Raw genomic sequence first — 18,295 nt, forward strand, 5'->3', positions numbered from 1 at the left:
GTAGTGAGGAAGAGTATTCCTAGTTAGAATTGTTCATGGCCCGTTGGTCAAGCGGTCAAGACACCGCCCTTTCACGGCGATAACGGGGGTTCGATTCCCCCACGGGTCACCAATTACGACATGCGATGTTCGATGTGCGACAATCGAAAGTCTAAAATCGAACGTCGAATATGGGCGATTAGCTCAGCTGGGAGAGCGCCTGCCTTACAAGCAGGATGTCGGCGGTTCGATCCCGTCATCGCCCACCATTCTCTTACAAACGGCCCTGTGGTGTAGCGGTCTAACATGCCGCCCTGTCACGGCGGAGATCGACAGTTCAAATCTGTTCAGGGTCGCCATTTTATTCGCCTCGGTAGCTCAGTCGGTAGAGCAGAGGACTGAAAATCCTCGTGTCGACAGTTCGATTCTGTCCTGAGGCACCATTTCTATTTATGCTGGCGTAGCTCAATTGGTAGAGCAGCTGACTTGTAATCAGCAGGTTGGGGGTTCAATTCCTCTCGCCAGCTCCATTTATGCCTGGATGAATTCCCGAAAGATCACTATATAAAAAAATTATAAGCTGCATAAGCGGCAAGATAAAATCCAGGAACCGAGTAAGGCTCGTTGTTCCTGGATTTATTATTAATAATTGGAGATGATCCTTTGAAGCGGCTACTATTCCTATGTTTTATACTCATCTACTCCCTTATTCCTATCGTCAATGCAGAAACACCTGATATAACAACTGAACTCTTCCAAGCGCAATCCATAGCAAACATGCAAACTGGCATCTACGCCATCCCCGAAGAAGTTCTTAATGCCTACTTTGCAGAAACCATCGCCAATAACCCCAAAATAAAGGACTCTACTATTAGCATACATAAAAACAATAAAATTACGCTCACAACAACTGTCGAAAAAACAGGTACTATACGACTAAATTGCACCATTAAACAATTTTACTTTGACAAAGATAATGCCCTATTAAAACTACACATTGACAAAAAGGAACTGCTAGGTAACTCTATCGCATCATGGTTTATGAACCAAATGAGCCTAGGCTTCATCACTGATATCTACGGTAATCCTCTCGCCCAAGCCAACATAGAAAGTAAAGTAAATGGCAATACCGTAGATATTAATCTAAAACCTTTTGCTACCAGCCTATTCACAACTGGTATCGGACAAACCATCGGCGATCAACTCGTACTATCCAACGTTACGACAGATGACAAAACAATTTATCTCCATACCAATGTTGCCCTTAACTTAATAAAATAAGAAGAATTGCAACTATTAGTTTTTAACCGGTGGGAAGTATGACATAGTTATTGCAGAAAAAATTACTCATGTTTTTGAAACATGGGTAATTTTTTTTAACCAATTTTATATTGATTAGGCGGTTGAGCAGGAACTTTAATTATGCTTTGATTTTGAGAAGCGAATTGTTAAGTAGAACAAAAACGAAAATATCTTCATAGGTTCTTCATAATGACTTGCTATAATCAAGACAAATCAACAAAAGGGGGAAATCAAAATGAAAAAAGGTTTAGTTATTGGTCTTGTAAGTTCACTGGTCATCGCGGTGGGCGCCACCTTGGCTTTCGCTCAGTCGCCTGCACCAGGGATGATGGATAAAGGACAAATGAGTGAAATGCACAAAAACATGGTGGAGCAGCATGTAAAAGATGGTGTATTCACGCCTGAACAAGCTAAAGCCATGGATGAGCATATGGCTAACATGGGTTCAATGATGAACGGCATAATGGGTGGCAATGCTAACTGCCAATCTAGCCAGCAAGCTACTGTCGTTCCACAACAGTAACAATAATTTCAAAACAGCTCTCGGTAGTAGTAGAGGGCTGTTTATTTTTGATAAGTCGTAATAATTCGACTAGATAAGTGCTTTTATTAAAATATTTTATCGAATTCAGCAGTGTTTCCCTCGATCTTCATAATTTATTCAAATTCTTAAGGTAGTGTATAGTTTAGGCACGACAGACTACTGTACGCTACATAAGCCATTGAGGCTTGGGGTCGGAAAGCTAAAATTTGAGGAGGATCAACAATGAGCAGTATCCCAAAGGCTGGCATTATCAGAGCACTTATAGTATGTAGTATTATGCTAGCAACAAATTTACCGCCAGTCCTTGCAGAGGAGCAGCCCCTGACTCTGCAAGAGATCGTAAACACTGCGATCAAAAACAACCCAGCGGTTGTAGAAACTGAAAAAAAGTGGGAGGAGAAGTCTAGTCGCATTCCCGCAGTTACAGCCCAGCCTAATCTCAAGGTCGGGTTTATGAAGGATGATATCCCAACCACAAGTTTGAATCCTGGTAAAGGCATGATGACAGAATTTAGTATTAGTCAGGAATTTATGAATCCAGCTAAGCTTAAAGCGATGGGTAAGATGGCAGAGAATGAAGCAAACATGACCAAAACTGCCTGGGATGAGAAGCAGGTTGAGATCTACGCACAAACAAAACAGGCCTATTACGATTATCTTTATTCCAAACAAGCACTGGTAATTGGTAAGGAGAGCCAAGAGCTTATGGGTCAGCTTGCAAAGTTGGCTCAAGTCAATTACTCGACAGGTATGGTGCCCCTTCAGGATACGCTGAAAGCCCAGACTGAGTTTTCCCAGATGACAATTGATTTGTTAAATATGGCGTCAATGGAGGCGGTAGCCAAAGCAAAGATGAACAATCTGATGGGACGCAGTACCAATGAAGCCTTCGAAGTTCTAGAAGAATTTACAGCTCCTCCGCCTAATTTTGATTTGGCTGACCTAATAAAAAACGCCACTGAAAATAAGCCATCTGTAGCAGGGATGAAGTATCAAGTGGACATGGCCCAAAACGGAATCGATTTAGCAAAGAAGCAGCAACTGCCTGATTTTGAGGTCAATTTAGGTTACAAAAAGAATAAAGAACCCATGATTGAATCACAGGCAGATCCTATGGACCCTATGAAAACAACATTCATGCTCGGCGATAGAAAGCCGACCTGGAAGATTGAAGTCATGGCAATGTTCCCCATCTGGCAAGGTAAAAACAGAGCTGAAATAAACGCAGCACAGGCTAGCTTTGCTGCTTCGCAAGCTGCCCTGCAGAATATGAAAAATATGACCGAACTTGATGTCCAAATGACGCTTACCGAAGCGCAAGCTACGTGGCGGCAGATTGACCTGTATAAAAATACCATCATCCCCCAGGCCGAGCAGACCTATCAGGCTGCCCTTGTAGGGTATACCAACGGTAAGGTAGACCTTATGACAGTACTAGAAGGAGTGAATACCCTGCGCAATGCCAAATTAGGCTTATATAAAGCTAAGACAGATTATGAAAAAGCGGCGGCTAATTTGGAGAAAGCAGTAGGTAAGCCTTTATTCATCAATGGAGTGCAGCCATAATTAGTAAGCCGGATAAAGGAGACACGACTTGTGTCGAGCGACAGCGAAGGCAGAAGCCGATGTCGCTCTTATACCCGAAGGGTGAGAAGGAGAGGACAGCATGATCGAAAAACTACAGGCCAAAAAGAAACTTATTATTGGTGTAGCCGCCGGTGTTCTGGTAATCGGCGGTGCGGGCTACTACTATACTGCTCAGCATAATAAACCAGCGGCTGTAGACCATACGGGGCACCAAACAAATGCCCCGGTGATGGCCATGGGTGATACTGTTACCCTGGATGCTAAGGCCCGGCAATTGGCCGGGGTGCAAACCGCGCAAGCCATTGTTAAGCCGTTGACAAAGGAAATCAAGACCACCGGCAAGATTGCCATGAATGAAAGTGGCCGGACCTATATTACTTCCCGGGTCGAGGGACGAGTGGATGAACTTTACGTAACCGCTGATGGAGAAACGATTGCCCCCGGACAGGCTATCGCCGCGGTATATAGTCCAACCTATATTGCGGCTCAGGAAGAATACTTGTTAACGCTGGAAAATGTGCAGAAACTGAAAAATGCCGGCAAAGACATAGTCCAGATCAACAAAAGCCTGGTAACGGCATCCCGGCGAAAATTGCAACTCTTAAATGTGCCTGACAGCGATATCACTCATCTGGAACATACTAGACAGATCAATGATCATATGACCATCTATGCCCAATTCGGGGGAACCGTATTGGAAAAACAAGTACTGCCAGGAGCCTTTATTATGCCTGGCGACAAACTGTACAGTTTGTCGGATTTATCGACTGTCTGGCTGTATGCCGATATTTACGAAAAAGACATAGCCGGTATTAAACCAGGTCAGCCGGTCATGGTAAATAGTGGAGCCTACCCGGGCGAAACCTTTACTGGACAAGTGACCTTTATTAACCCGGTGCTTGATGATGCCACCCGGACGGTCAAAGTGCGGGTGGAGATGGCCAATCCTAGCGGTAAATTGAAACCTAATATGTTCGTTAATGCCAATGTCCAAATACCGCTGGGAGACAGCCTAGTCATCCCAGAATCCAGTGTCTTGGATACCGGCAGCCGTAAAATCGTCTTTGTCGCACAAAGCGACGATACCTTCGTCAAACGCGATGTAGTTACAGGACAATATGCCGATGGTTATGTCCAAATCTTATCCGGGCTGCAACCTAGTGAAACTGTGGTAACAGCCGCTACCTTTCTTATTGACTCTCAGACTAAATTAGGCGGCTTTGGCAGCCATGCCGGTCATGGCGGCGGGGGAGCCGCTAGTACACCTGCTGCTACAGGCGCTCAAACCAGCGGAGCAGTTGCTCCGGTATCGGCACCAACTGCACCGACTGCACCACCGGCTGCAGGGGGCGAACACAGCGGCCATAGTGTTCAGTAAGGAGGATCAGCATGCTCAATAAATTAATCGAGTTTTCCTTGAAAAACCGCGTGATTATCCTGGTATTAGCCGCAATGGTTATTGTTTGGGGAGTCTTTGCCGTGCGCGATACCCCCATCGACGCTTTTCCTGACCTCAGTGAAAATCAAGTACTTGTTTCGGCCGATTGGATGGGCCGGGGTCCGCAGGAAATTCAGGACCAAGTCACCTATCCGTTAGAGACTGCCTTGCGGGGGTTGCCAAAGGTTAAAGAAGTACGGTCAGCTTCGTCCTTTGGGATGTCACTGATAACAGTAATCTTTGAAGATGGGGTAGAGCCTTACTTTGCCAGGCAAGTTGTAAATGAAAAAGTGCAGCAAGCCATTCCCCAATTGCCACGCGGCGTGCAACCCGCCTTGGGGCCGGTCAGCACACCAATGGGACAGGTCTTCATGTATACCGTAGAAAGCGACCGCCATAATCTAGCGGACTTGCGCACCACCCAGGACTTTACTATTAAGCAGCAGCTAAGTGCTGTACCGGGGGTAGCTGAGGTTGCCAGCATTGGCGGCTATGTGATGCAGTACCAGATCAATCTTGATCCGCACCTTCTGCAAAGCTACCGGGTTACTTTCAACCAGGTATATGGCGCGCTCGGCGCTAATAACGCTAACATCGGTGCCAAAGTAGTTGAACAAAACGGTCAGGAATTCATCATCCGTGGGTTGGGACTAATCCAGTCTATTGACGACATTAAAAACATTGTAATCACCCAAAACAACAATGTACCTATTTATATCAAAGATGTAGCCAATGTGACCGCCGGACCGGACTTTCGCCGGGGCGTACTGACCAAATCCGGTTATGAAGCAGCCGGTGGTATTGTCATTCAGCGCATGGGCGAAAACACACTAAACGTTATCGATCAAGCGAAAGCCAAGATCGCTGAAATTCAGCCAACCTTACCGGAAGGCATGAGGATTGTACCTTTTTATGACCAGACCGACCTGGTGAAAAAAGCGGTCAATACATTGACACGGGCATTGGTTGAAGAATTCATCTTAGTTTCGCTTATTGTAATTCTCTTTTTAGGGAATGTCCGATCCAGCTTGATTGTGACCAGTGCTATTCCTATCGGTATTCTGATAGCGCTGATTGCGATGAAACAGATTCACCTCTCGGCCAATTTAATGTCGCTTGGTGGTATTGCCATCGGCATCGGCGTCATGACCGACGCAGCCATTGTTATGGTAGAAAACATCTTTAGGCATTTGGCGGAGGACGGCGGGCGACGCAACATTGTTGACGTAACGCTGGAAGCAGCTAAGGAAGTAGCCGCACCAATTTTCTTTTCTATCACTATTATTATTGTCACTTTCTTGCCCGTATTTACCATGACTGGCACCGAAGGTAAGATGTATACCCCGATGGCCTGGGCTAAATCCTTTGCCATGAGCGGATCACTGCTACTGGCGTTCACCTTGGTACCGGTGCTGTGCACCTTGTTGCTCAAAGGTAAAATCCAGGAAAAGGACACATGGATTGTTACTAAAATGCATCAAGGGTATGTACCGCTCCTAAAAACCGTGATGAAGTACCATAAAATCACCATTGTGATTGCTGTTGTCGTGATGATTGCCGGGTTTTCACTGCTACCGCTTATTGGCACTACCTTTATGCCGGAGTTGGATGAAGGAACATTCCTGGTGATGCCGACCATGCTGCCCAGTGTATCACTTACAGAAGCACTAGAAGCTGCTAAAACCATGGATAAAGTCATTATGGATATTCCGGAAATCGACATGTCTGTGGGGAAAGTAGGACGCGCCGAGTCGGCCATGGACCCAGCGCCGATTAGTATGATTGAAACCATTGTCACACTAAAACCAAAAGACCAATGGCGGCTTGGTATGACCAAAGAGACGATTGAACAGGAAATGATGGTCAAACTAGCCAATATCCCAGGACTTAACTTGGCCTTTACCCAGCCGATCGCTGGCCGATTATCCATGCTGACCACCGGTGTTCGTACCGAACTCGGCATCAAACTCTATGGGGAAGACCTCAAGGTGCTGCAGCAAAAAGCCTTTGACATTGAAAAGGCGTTGGCAACAGTGCCAGGAGTAAGCGATCTATTGGCTGAGCGAGTCTTTGGTGCTTCCTACTTGGAGATTCAAGTCAACAGGGAAAAAGCAGCCCGATATGGTCTTAGTATTGCCGATGTAGAAGATGCTATTGAATTGGCAGTAGGTGGAAAAACTGCCACCACTACAATCGAAGGCAAAAGACGTTTTAACATCTTAGTACGTTATAACCGGGAAAATCGAGAAACCATAGACGCTATGCAAAATATTCTCATTCCGGTAACCGGTGGCGGTGCAGCGGCGAAAAGTGGTGGTGGCGGGATGGGCGGCATGGGTGGCGCTGCAATTGCACCAGCAGCAGGCCCGGCTACTGGTGCCTATGTACAACTGGGCGAAGTGACTCAGTTCCAGGTTGTGGACGGTCCGTCGATGATCAGCAGCGAAAACGGCGTCTACCGGATGATCGTACAGATGAACACCCGGGGACGGGATGTAGTTAGTTTTGTTGATGAAGCCAACAAGGTCATTAAGGAAAAGGTTGATTTGCCTATTGGCTATTCCCTGAAATGGACTGGCCAGTATGAAAATCAGCAACGGGCGAAAGACCGGCTGTCACTGGTAGTGCCAGCAGTCATCGTGCTCACCTTCTTCTTACTCTATATGACCTTTAAGTCTGCCAGCGATGCTTTCCTTATCCTGATGAACATTCCGTTCTCCTTAGTGGGTGGAATTATAGCCATGTATGTTACCGGCACCTATATGACGGTAGCAGCTGCTGTTGGTTTCATCGCTCTCTTTGGGATTGCGGTGCAAAACGGAGTCATCATGGTGACCTACATTAAACACCTGCGGGACCACCGAACCTTAGAAGAGGCCATTATTGAAGGTGCGTTCACTCGCTTGCGGCCGGTTATGATTACCGCCTTGGTTGCTAGTTTGGGCTTGTTTCCATTACTCTTTGCGACTGGTACCGGCGCTGAGGTGCAGCGGCCAATGGCCACGGTAGTTGTAGGTGGTTTGGTTACATCGACAATTTTGACGCTGATTGTGCTGCCATGCATCTATCTGGTCTGGAACCAGTGGCGTGAACGCAAGAATCTTAAATAAAATCAATTGGAGGCTATTCAATTATGAAAAAAAGTAAAGTAGTACTAGGTATTTTAGCTATTACCGTAGTTATGTCTCTACTAGCCGGTTGTGGCTCTAGTGAAAAACCGGCGGCCCAGGCACCGGCCAGTCAAGAGCAAGCTGCAACTGGTCATCAAGGGCATAGTGCGGCAATGCCGAAGGAAGACCCGATGCCCATGATGAAAGACCTGGATAAATATTTACAAGACGTGGTCAAGCAAGTGAAGGCTGGCCAAACCATGGACGCGCAAAAGAGCGCCGCACAACTCGTGAGCACCACAGATAAGGTTATGCCGCATATGATGGATGCCAGTTTAAAAGATAACCTGCGTAAAACAGCAGTTGAGATAAAAGACAGTGTAAACTCAGGTAAAACAGACCCCAGTGTCTTAGCGGGCAAAGTAAAGGCTATGCAGGACCTTATGAAGCAGACGAGCACCCACCTGCAAAGTATGAGTCATTAAGTGGTTCGGAAAGGGGGAGGGATTGTAATGAAGAAGAAAGTGGCAATTTGGGTTGTTGGCGGTCTTGTAACTGCGTCTGTATTCGGTTTAGGTGTTAGGCCAACGATAGCTAACGCGGCGGAAAAAAATCCGCAGACGTGTGAGATGCAGACAGATCAGATGGGAGCCATGATGGAAAAAATGGATGCGAAGGCCATGGCCCAAATGATGACAAGTCCTGAGATGCACAAACAATGCGTTGAAATGATGAAAAGCCCCGAAATGCAAAAAGCGATGAAAGATGTCATGAAAACTCCGGAGATGCAAGGCATCATGAAACAAATGCTCCAGCAGGATATGAGTTTTCATCAAATGATGTCTGACTTAGTTAATTCTGTGGATATGGACAGCGATCACAGCAGCTCTCAGATGGTAGAGCAAGCTCCAGTTAATTCTTCCGATGGACATAGCGGGCACCACGGATAGAGCCAGATCGCAACAATAAACAGTGTGTTTCACATACAGCCCTCTAATTGGTAGAGGGCTGTTGCTTTTAGGACATGTAAGTTGTCAACAAAACGCATAATATCTTCATACAATATTCATATTTTATTTGTATAATATAGGTAATAAGTACTGAATAGGAAATGGAATGGGAAGCTAAATAAACAACAAGAAGGTAAGCCATGCTAAAAGATACTACTAGGAGGGGAAACCATGCCGCAAAGGTCGGTTTTAATTGTTGATGATGATGTAAAATTGGTAGAGTTGCTGCAACTCTACTTTCAAAAGGATGGATTTGTTGTATTTACCGCAAATGATGGTCTGACTGCTTTGAAAATTGCTCGTGATAAAGGCCCCGACATCCTGGTGCTTGACTTAATGCTGCCAGGGATGGATGGATGGGAAATCTGCAGGACTCTAAGAAGGGACAGTGAGGTACCTATATTAATGCTGACAGCTCGGGATGAAGAGAGCGATAGATTAGTTGGTCTAGAGATTGGCGCTGATGACTATGTGACGAAACCGTTTAGCCCTAAAGAAGTTGTGGCTCGCGTCAAAGCTATTTTGCGTCGGACAAAACGGATAACGGTGAAAACTGAACCGGTTCGAATGGGTGATGTAACCATGAATTTGGAACAGTATCAGGTAACAAAAGGCGGACAACCTCTGGAACTCACACCAACAGAGTTTAAGATGCTGGAACTATTGGCAGCTAATCCGGGGAGAGTATTTAGTCGTTTGCAAATCGTTGAACAGACTCAAGGATATTCCTTCGAAGGCTATGAACGCACTGTTGACGCGCATATCAAGAATTTGCGGCGCAAGATTGAGGATAACCCGAAAGAGCCGATTTATATTCAAACCGTCTATGGAGTAGGTTACCGTATGGCAGGTATCCTCAATGAATAGTATTATTTATCGGATTACAGGACTTATGTTCCTAGCCGTAGCTATAACTGTATTTTTGCTTATCTATCTGGCTAACGCACAAATGACTGATTTGTTCCAAGAATATGTTACTGTTCAGCAAATGGAAACGCACCGCAATGTAATGAATTATATGAACCCTGGCAGTCAGGAGCAAGCCGTCATGATGGGAATATCAGAACAGCACTTTTTAACATCAGTACATCAGTCGCTTATTTGGGTTGGGGTAGCGCTATTAGTAGCGGGTTTGGCGGCAAGCTATGCTCTGGCCCGCAGTATTACCACACCGCTGCGGAAATTAAGCACTGCTGCGTTCGAGATTGAGCGAGGTAATTTTGCTCAGAAAGTCCCTGTAGCATCCAACGATGAAGTGGGAAGTCTTGCCCTGATTTTCAACAGCATGGCGGAAACTCTTGATAATAACAGCAAGCTACGGCAGCAGTTTCTCGCCAACATAGCCCATGAATTGCGCACCCCGCTTGCTGTTATCCAAGGCCACCTGGAAGGAATGATTGATGGCATCATTGAGCCTAACCACAAACAATTAACCTCCCTTCACGAAGAAGCTGTCCGTCTGTCACGGTTAATCAAAGACCTAAAGGATTTATCACTTGCAGAAGTTCGCCAATTGTCATTAGAGGTCAAAGCGATTGCGGTCAATCAGACGGTTGAACAGGCCATATATATGCTAAAGCCACTTGCTGACGAAAAACAAATCGTAATTGAGCAGAACTTGGCACAAGGACTGCCATTAATTACTGCTGATGCCGATAGAATATGCCAGCTATTTTACAATCTTGTCACTAACGCCATTCGCTATACAGCATCTGGTGGGCAGGTAATTATTTCAACTGAGTTAACAAAGCTCGAAAAAAAAGACTGGGTAAAGGTCACTGTTGCTGATAATGGACCAGGTATCGACGCTGCTGATTTACCCCATGTTTTTGACCACTTTTATCGAGGTGAAAAATCACGGGATAGAAAAAGTGGAGGTACCGGACTTGGGTTGGCAATCGTCAAACAACTTGCCGAGATTCACGGTGGTAAAGTGCAAGTTGAGAGCACAGTAGGTAAAGGGAGCACGTTCTATGTCCTGTTGCCTGTAAAAGTTCACGAAAAAGCCATAATATCTGCATAAGCTTTTCGCATTGAGTTAAATTAAGACAAAGTGTACTAATCAAAACAGGGAGAGCCATTAGGCTTCTCCCTGTTTTTCGAAATAAAGATGTTTTTGATTTTCCTAATTACAAATTCCGTATGATAGCTGCTGTAATATCCTCGGTTGTGGCCGAACCACCAAGATCAGGAGTGAGCGTCGTTCCCTCAGACAAAACTTTGATAATGGCCTGTTCGACCCGGGTGCCAATATCCCTGGCATTAATGGAATTAAGCAGCATAACGCCAGATAGCAGTAGTGCAATTGGGTTAGCCATATTTTTCCCGGCAATGTCGGGTGCTGTTCCGTGAACGGCCTCAAAGATAGCACAGTCTGCGCCGATATTAGCTCCAGGCACCACACCAAGACCGCCTACCAGGCCGGCGCACAGGTCGGATATGATATCACCGTACAAATTTGGTGCCAGGAGGATGTCAAATTTCTCCGGAGCTATCACTAGCTGCATACAAAGATTGTCAACGATGACTTCGTTATACTCTATTGACGGATAGTTAGCCGCAGTTTGCCGGGCGCATTCCAGGAAGAGACCGTCTGAAAGTTTCATAATATTTGCTTTGTGCACGGCTGTTACTTTGCGCCGGCCATGGGTAACAGCGTAATGAAAGGCTGCTTCGGCAATTCGCAGGGAAGCGGCTGCAGTAATGATCTTTATTGATTCGGCAGCGTCTTTGCCTACTTTGTGCTCAATGCCGGCATAGAGGTCTTCGGTGTTTTCGCGGAAAACGACGAGATCTACATTGTCGTAGCGGCTTTTTACTCCAGCCAGTTTCTTTACCGGTCGCAGGTTACAGTAAAGATCGAAAGTTTGCCGCAGCGTTACATTGATACTGCGGTGACCTTTGCCGATGTCTGTGGTTAATGGACCTTTAAGAGCCAGGCGGGTTGCTTTTATACTGGCTAATGTTTCATCAGGCAGGGCCGTGCCCAGGGACGCTAATGCTGTATGCCCGGCAGTACAAACATCCCAGGTTACTGGTGCACCGGCGGCTGCAAATACTGTCTGAACCGCTTTGCTGATTTCCGGCCCAATACCGTCGCCGGGAATGAGGGTTACTTTATGCTTATCCATGGTCTCACTCTCCTTTCTCTTTGGTGTGATTGAGCAGACCACCGGCAAGCAGTATACTTTGCTCCCGGCTGGTAAGATCAACTTTTAGGAGGATCGTGCGCTTTGCTTCTCCATAGGTTGCCTTAATACTATCACCGGCAAGTATTTGTTCCTGAATGTTTTCTATCATTATTTCAGTTCCAAGTTCAAGCGCAGCGTAATCAGAAATGTCATTAAAAGTGAAAGGAACAATACCGAAATTAATGAGATTGGCTCTGTGGATACGGGCAAATGATTTGGCGATTACCCCTTTTATCCCCAGATACAAGGGGGCCAGGGCAGCATGTTCCCGGCTGGAACCTTGGCCGTAATTGGTTCCGGCGACAATAAATCCGCCTTTTTTCATTTTGGCTCTTTCGGGGAAAGCAGGATCAAGACTATGAAAACAGTAGTTGGCCAAATGAGGGATATTGGAACGGTAGGGCAGTAAATGTGCATGAGAAGGCATAATATGATCGGTAGTTATGTTGTCGCCTGGTTTTAGCAGAATTTCGCCACAAAGCGCCAGTGGTAGTTTGTCAGCCCGGGGAAAAGGCTTAATGTTCGGGCCTCTGATTATCTCAATATCTGAGCCATTTTCCGGCGGGAGAATTAAGAGGTTGTTGTCGGCTATTACGGGAACTGAGATATTGACTACCGACGGATTTCCTAGTTCCCGCGGGTCGGTAAGCACTCCCGTTAAGGCACTGGCGGCTGCTACTTCGGGACTGGTGAGATAAATTTGGGCGTCTGGTGTTCCACTGCGTCCTTCAAAATTGCGATTAAATGTGCGTAGCGATATCCCACCTGAGCGGGGCGCCTGTCCCATGCCAATGCAGGGGCCGCATGCGCATTCCAGAATCCGTGCGCCGGCCTGAATCATCGCCGCTAGGGCACCATCTCTGGCAAGCATCGCTAATACCTGTTTCGAACCAGGAGATATGGCTAGCGAAATGTTTGGATGAACACTTTTTCCTTCAAGGATTTTAGCCACTTTTAGTAAATCCGAGTAAGAAGAATTGGTACAACTTCCTATAAGAACCTGATCTAAAGCGATACCGGACAATTCCCGTACCGGAACAACGTTATCAGGACTGTGTGGCTTGGCAATAAGCGGTTCTAGGTCGTTAAGGTTTATAATTACTTCTTCGTCGTATCGCGCATTATCATCAGCAGTAAGTGAAACCCAGGAATCGGCTCTTCCTTGGCTGGCAAGGAAAGTCTGGGTTTGCTCATCGCTAGGGAAGATAGAGGTTGTTGCACCAAGTTCAGCCCCCATGTTGGTGATTGTTGCTCTTTCTGGAACAGAAAGCTGAGCCAGGCCTGGACCGCAATATTCGAAGATACGTCCTACTCCGCCTTTTACAGTCAGTCGGCTGAGCAACTCTAGGATGATGTCTTTTGCTGACGTCCAGGGAGGTAGTTGTCCTCTTAGTTCTACCTTGCAGACACTGGGCATACGCAGGTAGTATGCTCCGCCCGCCATCGCTACTGCTACATCAAGACCGCCGGCACCGATGGCAAGCATTCCCAGACCACCGGCTGTTGGCGTATGACTGTCTGAACCGAGCAATGTCCAGCCCGGACGTCCGAAGCGTTCCAGATTAACCTGATGACAGATGCCGTTACCGGGTTTAGAGAACACGATGCCATGTTTGGCAGCCACTGTTTCGATATACCGGTGATCGTCGGCATTTTCGTAGCCGCACTGCAATGTATTATGATCAATGTAAGCTACAGACAGTTTCGTTTTAACCCTGGGAATATCTATCGCTTCCAGCTGTAGGTAAGCCATGGTTCCGGTGGAATCCTGGGTTAATGTCTGATCAATACGGATAGCTATTTCTGTACCTGATTTCAGTTCGCCACTGACCAAATGAGAACCAAGTATTTTTTCTGTGAGAGTAAGAGCCATAGTTTTTCCTCCTTATACCGGCATTAGCGATCCTCAACCGCAATCCAATTTACTTCTTTTTTACCGATGTATTTTGCTCTAGGCCTGAGCAACTGGTTGTTTTCGTGCTGTTCCAGGATATGTGCAAGCCAGCCACTTGTCCGACTGATAGCAAATATGAGCGTAAATAGATCACGCGGTATGCCCAGCGAGGTATACACCAGTGCAGAATAAAAATCTACATTTGGCAGTAAAGCCTTGCGGTCCTGGACGATAGTTTCAATTTTTAGCGCCATTTCATACCAACGAGAGTCTTGCCGCCACTCGGCAAGTTCTTTTGCTAGTGGTCGTAAGTATTTAACGCGAGGGTCACCTTTCTTATATACCCGATGACCAAAGCCCATTATTAGTTCGCCGTTTTTAATTTTTTGATCAAGATATGGTTCTACCTGATTTATGTTACCAATGTCTTCTAACATAACAGCAACCTGTTCATTAGCATTACCATGCAAGGGTCCTTTTAATGTGCCAATAGCAGATACGATGCCAGAATAAATATCTGACATGGTAGATACTGTAACGCGAGCAGCAAAAGTGGATGCATTTAATTCATGTTCGGCGTGCAGGATTAAACAGGTATCTAAGGCTTTAACTGCAATGGGAGCTGGTTTCTCACCGGTAAGGAGCCAGAGAAAAGTCTCTGCCAGAGAATTGGAGGATATGGTGTTTATTTCAATTGGATCGAGGCCTTTGCGGATTCTGTCTATTGCCGCCACAATAGCAGCAATTCGTGCCATAATACGAATTGCTTTGCGGTGATCGGCTCCAAAGGAATGATCCATTACTTCATCATCAAAATGAGTGAGAAAGGATACACAAGTACGAAGTTTGGCCATTGCATTTCCCCAAGGCGCATATAATTGTAATAGAGCATAAATCTCAGGGGGCAGCTTGGAATTTTCAGCCATATCTTCCTTCAGTGCTTTTAACTCCAGTCTGTTAGGCAGCCGTCCATACCATAATAAATAGATGACTTCTTCAAAGGCAGCGTTTTTTGTCAGATCATCTATTGTGTAACCGTGGTAGCGGAGAATACCATTCTCAATGGAGCAGATCGAAGTTTCACAAGCAATCACATCGGTCATTCCAGCCATTATCTCAGCTCCTCTCTCTAACGTTGTGTTTTACACTGTAATGCTATACTTATAAGGTATAATGCTTTTCATTATAATAGTGATTTCTTAGATAATCAAGTAATTTATTACAAAACATACACAATAATTATCAATGAAACACAACATATTACATAATCGATCAACCCAAAGAGACGAAAGTGCCTATTAAAAGGATCGTATTAGAAAAAGGCTGTCAGCAAATTAACGCGGACAGCCTTTTTGCGAAAAGTTTTCATAAATGGATGTAATGTCAGATTCATTAGCTGCTGTCGGGGTATATTTCGAAGAAAAATCCTAAACATAAGTGTTGACGAAAGTGAATTACCATTCTACAATATATACTATACAGGGGTATTGTATATGGAGGATAAAAATGTTAAATGAACGCGAAAAAACAGATGTCAAAAAAAGACTGCGCCGAACTGGTGGGCAAATCAATGGAATTGAGAAGATGATTGATGAGGGCCGCTACTGCGTGGATGTCCTGCAGCAAATTATGGCTGCTCGGGCGGCGCTCAATCAAGTGGCGTTGATTATGATTGAAAGCCATACGAAAAGTTGTGTGGTTAATGCTATAAAGGAAAATCGAACCGAAGAGGCGGTCGATGAGCTGATAGGCGTTTTGTCCAAGTTTACAAAGTGAACAAAGTATATCATTGAAGGGGTGAAGGTTATGGCTGAAGTACGAAATAACTCATCTAGCGATACTGTGTTGTTAAAGGTCGGTGGCATGAGCTGTGCTGCTTGTGCAAGCAGGATAGAACGAGGCCTGACTAAACTGCAAGGCGTAGAGAAGGCTGCAGTAAATCTTGCAACTGAGAAGGCTTCTGTGACTTATGATCATTCCCAGCTTAGTCTTAGTGGAATAGTACATAAGATTGAAGAGTTAGGTTTTCACGTCATCAAGGATAAAGTAGACTTAAAGATTAGCGGTATGACCTGCGCGGCCTGTTCTGGTCGTGTGGAAAGAAGCTTAAACAAGCTGCCCGGTATTGCAAGTGCTGTTGTAACCCTAGCAGTTGAAAAGGCTGCGGTAGAGTATTATCCAGGTATAATCAGTGTCAGCGATATTAAGGCTAAAATTGAAAGCATTGGGTTTGGTGCGCATGAATTATCAGATACTGCGGCGGTAGACCAAGAGAAGAAAGCCCGTACTGCAGAGGTAAGTAGGCAGCGCTTGCGCTTATTTGTAGCTGCTGGTTTTTCCCTGCCACTGCTCTTAGGAATGGTTTTGCATATGCTGGGGGTGATGGGACAGGCTACCGAGTTGCTAATGAATCCATATCTCCAATTGATATTGGCCACTCCGGTGCAATTCATTGCGGGCTGGCAGTTTTACCGGGGGGCTTATCTGGTACTTAAGAACGGCAGTGCCAACATGGATGTTTTAGTAGTGCTTGGAACATCTGCTGCTTATTTTTACAGCATAGCTAACGTATTGCGTCATGAACCTGATTTATATTTTGAAACATCGGCGATTTTAATTACGCTCATTATATTGGGTAAACTGCTGGAGGCCACTGCCAAGGGACGAACCTCTGAAGCCATTAAAGCACTCATGGGTCTACAGGCTAAGACGGCTAGAGTGTTTCGCGACGGTCAGGAATTTGACATTCCGTTTGAAGCGGTCGTGGCTGGAGATGTTGTGGTAGTCCGTCCTGGTGAAAAGGTTCCGGTTGACGGTGTCATTGTCGAAGGGACATCCACAGTGGATGAGTCTATGCTTACCGGGGAAAGTTTGCCTGTTGATAAAAAGATCGGAGACCAAGTGGTTGGCGCGACCATTAATAAATTCGGGACGTTTAAATTTGAGGCTACTAAGGTGGGTAAAGATACTGCTTTGGCCCAGATTGTACGCATTGTTGAAGCCGCTCAAGGGTCGAAAGCGCCGATTCAGCGTTTTGCGGATGTGGTTTCAGGCTATTTTGTGCCAACAGTTGTCGGGCTATCGCTTGTGACTTTTGCCGTTTGGTTCTTTATCCTGGACCCGGGTAATTTCTCACGTGCATTAGTTAATTTTACTGCCGTATTAGTTATTGCCTGTCCTTGTGCATTAGGTTTGGCTACGCCGACATCCATCATGGTGGGTACTGGTAAAGGTGCGGAAAAAGGAATATTGATAAAAGGCGCGGAACATTTAGAGCATGCACATAAACTGACAACCATTGTCCTTGATAAAACAGGCACAATTACTAAAGGTGAACCGGAAGTTACCAATATTGTGGCTCTGGCTGGGATTGCTGAAGCTGAATTAGTGCGGCTAGCTATCAGTGCAGAGAAAAATTCGGAACATCCTTTGGCGCAAGCTATTGTTAACTATGGTAAAAAACAGGGCGTACCCATGGTAGCCACAGAATCATTCACTGCTATTCCAGGGCGCGGCGTTGAAGTTACGATTGAAGGCCAACGAATTTTAGTGGGTACCCGCAAACTAATGCAGGAAAATAATATTGAGTTTGCAGCAGCTGTTGACCAAATTGAACAGTGGGAACTTCAGGGTAAGACAGTCATGTTATTTGCCGTAGCAAACAAGTTAAGTGGTTTGTTTGCGGTAGCAGATACGGTGAAAGAAAGCTCGGCACAAGCCATAAGTGAGTTGCAAAAAATGGGTATTGAAGTTTGGATGATGACAGGCGACAATACTCGTACTGCGCAGGCCATTGCCCATACTGTAGGCATAACGAATGTTATGGCTGAGGTACTGCCAGAGCACAAAGCCGAAAAGGTGGAGGCTCTTAAAAAACAAGGTAAAGTTGTGGCGATGGTTGGTGACGGCATTAATGACGCTCCAGCGCTGGCTACTGCCGATGTAGGCTTTGCTATCGGAACCGGTACCGATGTTGCCATCGAGGCAGCTGATATTACCCTAATGCGGGGAGAACTTACAGGTATTGTGGCTGCTATTCGCTTAAGTAAGGCAACCATGAGGAATATTAAACAGAATCTCTTCTGGGCACTTGTCTATAATTCGCTGGGCATTCCGATCGCGGCAGCAGGTTTTCTATCACCCGTACTGGCAGGAGCCGCCATGGCCTTTAGCTCAGTTTCGGTGGTAACCAATGCCCTTAGATTGAAACAGTTTGATCCTTACAGGAGCTGAAGGCAAG

14 protein-coding genes and 5 tRNA genes are annotated in these 18,295 nt (G+C 45.8%); 16 read left to right on the forward strand and 3 right to left on the reverse strand.

Annotation, left to right across the window (positions count from 1 at the left end):
* The first annotated feature begins 37 nt into the window (after window positions 1–37).
* From ACZ449_RS25980 to ACZ449_RS26045, 14 genes are all read left to right on the forward strand, one after another.
* Window positions 38–112 (forward strand) — tRNA-Glu (locus tag ACZ449_RS25980).
* Window positions 113–172: 60 nt separating this feature from the next.
* Window positions 173–248: transfer RNA gene (locus ACZ449_RS25985), tRNA-Val, on the forward strand.
* Window positions 249–261: 13 nt separating this feature from the next.
* Window positions 262–338, forward strand: a tRNA-Asp gene (locus tag ACZ449_RS25990).
* Window positions 339–346: 8 nt separating this feature from the next.
* Window positions 347–422: transfer RNA gene (locus ACZ449_RS25995), tRNA-Phe, on the forward strand.
* A gap of 11 nt (window positions 423–433) precedes the next feature.
* A tRNA-Thr gene (locus ACZ449_RS26000) sits at window positions 434–509 on the forward strand.
* 133 nt (window positions 510–642) lie between these two features.
* Window positions 643–1,260 carry a hypothetical protein gene (locus ACZ449_RS26005; RefSeq protein ID WP_464258908.1) on the forward strand — a complete coding sequence of 206 codons (618 nt, stop codon included), beginning with the start codon at window positions 643–645 and terminating at the stop codon, window positions 1,258–1,260.
* Between the two features lie 256 nt (window positions 1,261–1,516).
* Window positions 1,517–1,804 (forward strand): DUF2680 domain-containing protein, encoded by a 288-nt coding sequence (locus ACZ449_RS26010; RefSeq protein ID WP_464258909.1) that lies wholly within the window; start codon window positions 1,517–1,519, stop codon window positions 1,802–1,804.
* A gap of 243 nt (window positions 1,805–2,047) precedes the next feature.
* Window positions 2,048–3,391 carry a TolC family protein gene (locus ACZ449_RS26015; RefSeq protein ID WP_464258910.1) on the forward strand — a complete coding sequence of 448 codons (1,344 nt, stop codon included), beginning with the start codon at window positions 2,048–2,050 and terminating at the stop codon, window positions 3,389–3,391.
* A gap of 100 nt (window positions 3,392–3,491) precedes the next feature.
* On the forward strand, window positions 3,492–4,790 hold the full coding sequence (locus ACZ449_RS26020) for an efflux RND transporter periplasmic adaptor subunit (protein WP_464258911.1): 1,299 nt from the start codon (window positions 3,492–3,494) through the stop codon (window positions 4,788–4,790).
* Between the two features lie 11 nt (window positions 4,791–4,801).
* Complete coding sequence (locus ACZ449_RS26025; RefSeq protein WP_464258912.1) at window positions 4,802–7,960, forward strand: efflux RND transporter permease subunit; 3,159 nt, start codon at window positions 4,802–4,804, stop codon at window positions 7,958–7,960.
* A 23-nt stretch (window positions 7,961–7,983) separates the two neighbouring features.
* Complete coding sequence (locus ACZ449_RS26030; protein WP_464258913.1) at window positions 7,984–8,445, forward strand: hypothetical protein; 462 nt, start codon at window positions 7,984–7,986, stop codon at window positions 8,443–8,445.
* Between the two features lie 27 nt (window positions 8,446–8,472).
* Entirely contained in the window at window positions 8,473–8,910 is a 438-nt protein-coding gene (locus ACZ449_RS26035) for a hypothetical protein (RefSeq protein ID WP_464258914.1), read from the forward strand.
* Between the two features lie 231 nt (window positions 8,911–9,141).
* Window positions 9,142–9,837 carry a response regulator transcription factor gene (locus ACZ449_RS26040; protein ID WP_464258915.1) on the forward strand — a complete coding sequence of 232 codons (696 nt, stop codon included), beginning with the start codon at window positions 9,142–9,144 and terminating at the stop codon, window positions 9,835–9,837.
* Entirely contained in the window at window positions 9,830–10,993 is a 1,164-nt protein-coding gene (locus ACZ449_RS26045) for a sensor histidine kinase (protein ID WP_464258916.1), read from the forward strand. Before ACZ449_RS26040 ends, ACZ449_RS26045 begins: the two co-directional genes overlap by 8 nt.
* Window positions 10,994–11,099: 106 nt before the next feature.
* Here ACZ449_RS26045 and ACZ449_RS26050 read toward each other — a convergent pair whose 3' ends face one another.
* From ACZ449_RS26050 to ACZ449_RS26060, 3 genes are read right to left on the reverse strand one after another with little or no spacing between them, the layout of a single operon-like run.
* Complete coding sequence (locus ACZ449_RS26050) at window positions 11,100–12,101, reverse strand: isocitrate/isopropylmalate dehydrogenase family protein (RefSeq protein WP_464258917.1); 1,002 nt, start codon at window positions 12,099–12,101, stop codon at window positions 11,100–11,102.
* Window positions 12,102–12,105: 4 nt separating this feature from the next.
* Window positions 12,106–14,034, reverse strand: a complete 1,929-nt coding sequence (locus ACZ449_RS26055) for an aconitate hydratase (protein ID WP_464258918.1) — start codon at window positions 14,032–14,034, stop codon at window positions 12,106–12,108.
* 23 nt (window positions 14,035–14,057) lie between these two features.
* Window positions 14,058–15,167, reverse strand: coding sequence for a citrate/2-methylcitrate synthase (locus ACZ449_RS26060; RefSeq protein WP_464258919.1), 1,110 nt, complete (start codon window positions 15,165–15,167; stop codon window positions 14,058–14,060).
* 394 nt (window positions 15,168–15,561) lie between these two features.
* Between ACZ449_RS26060 and ACZ449_RS26065 the strand changes: the two genes are divergently transcribed.
* Entirely contained in the window at window positions 15,562–15,831 is a 270-nt protein-coding gene (locus tag ACZ449_RS26065; protein WP_464258920.1) for a metal-sensitive transcriptional regulator, read from the forward strand.
* Window positions 15,832–15,861: 30 nt separating this feature from the next.
* Complete coding sequence (locus tag ACZ449_RS26070) at window positions 15,862–18,288, forward strand: heavy metal translocating P-type ATPase (protein WP_464258921.1); 2,427 nt, start codon at window positions 15,862–15,864, stop codon at window positions 18,286–18,288.
* Window positions 18,289–18,295 lie beyond the last annotated feature (7 nt).

It is taken from the genome of Desulfosporomusa polytropa (assembly GCF_055380075.1).

What these genes read in the sequence shown, in the direction of transcription:
- ACZ449_RS26025 (WP_464258912.1), top strand. Translation starts at nt 4,802, where the DNA reads ATGCTCAATAAATTAATCGAGTTTTCCTTGAAAAACCGCGTGATTATC.
- ACZ449_RS26065 (WP_464258920.1), top strand. Translation starts at nt 15,562, where the DNA reads ATGTTAAATGAACGCGAAAAAACAGATGTCAAAAAAAGACTGCGCCGA.
- ACZ449_RS26010 (WP_464258909.1), top strand. Translation starts at nt 1,517, where the DNA reads ATGAAAAAAGGTTTAGTTATTGGTCTTGTAAGTTCACTGGTCATCGCG.
- ACZ449_RS26020 (WP_464258911.1), top strand. Translation starts at nt 3,492, where the DNA reads ATGATCGAAAAACTACAGGCCAAAAAGAAACTTATTATTGGTGTAGCC.
- ACZ449_RS26050 (WP_464258917.1), bottom strand. Translation starts at nt 12,101, where the DNA reads ATGGATAAGCATAAAGTAACCCTCATTCCCGGCGACGGTATTGGGCCG.
- ACZ449_RS26030 (WP_464258913.1), top strand. Translation starts at nt 7,984, where the DNA reads ATGAAAAAAAGTAAAGTAGTACTAGGTATTTTAGCTATTACCGTAGTT.
- ACZ449_RS26015 (WP_464258910.1), top strand. Translation starts at nt 2,048, where the DNA reads ATGAGCAGTATCCCAAAGGCTGGCATTATCAGAGCACTTATAGTATGT.
- ACZ449_RS26035 (WP_464258914.1), top strand. Translation starts at nt 8,473, where the DNA reads ATGAAGAAGAAAGTGGCAATTTGGGTTGTTGGCGGTCTTGTAACTGCG.
- ACZ449_RS26070 (WP_464258921.1), top strand. Translation starts at nt 15,862, where the DNA reads ATGGCTGAAGTACGAAATAACTCATCTAGCGATACTGTGTTGTTAAAG.
- ACZ449_RS26045 (WP_464258916.1), top strand. Translation starts at nt 9,830, where the DNA reads ATGAATAGTATTATTTATCGGATTACAGGACTTATGTTCCTAGCCGTA.
- ACZ449_RS26060 (WP_464258919.1), bottom strand. Translation starts at nt 15,167, where the DNA reads ATGGCTGGAATGACCGATGTGATTGCTTGTGAAACTTCGATCTGCTCC.
- ACZ449_RS26040 (WP_464258915.1), top strand. Translation starts at nt 9,142, where the DNA reads ATGCCGCAAAGGTCGGTTTTAATTGTTGATGATGATGTAAAATTGGTA.
- ACZ449_RS26055 (WP_464258918.1), bottom strand. Translation starts at nt 14,034, where the DNA reads ATGGCTCTTACTCTCACAGAAAAAATACTTGGTTCTCATTTGGTCAGT.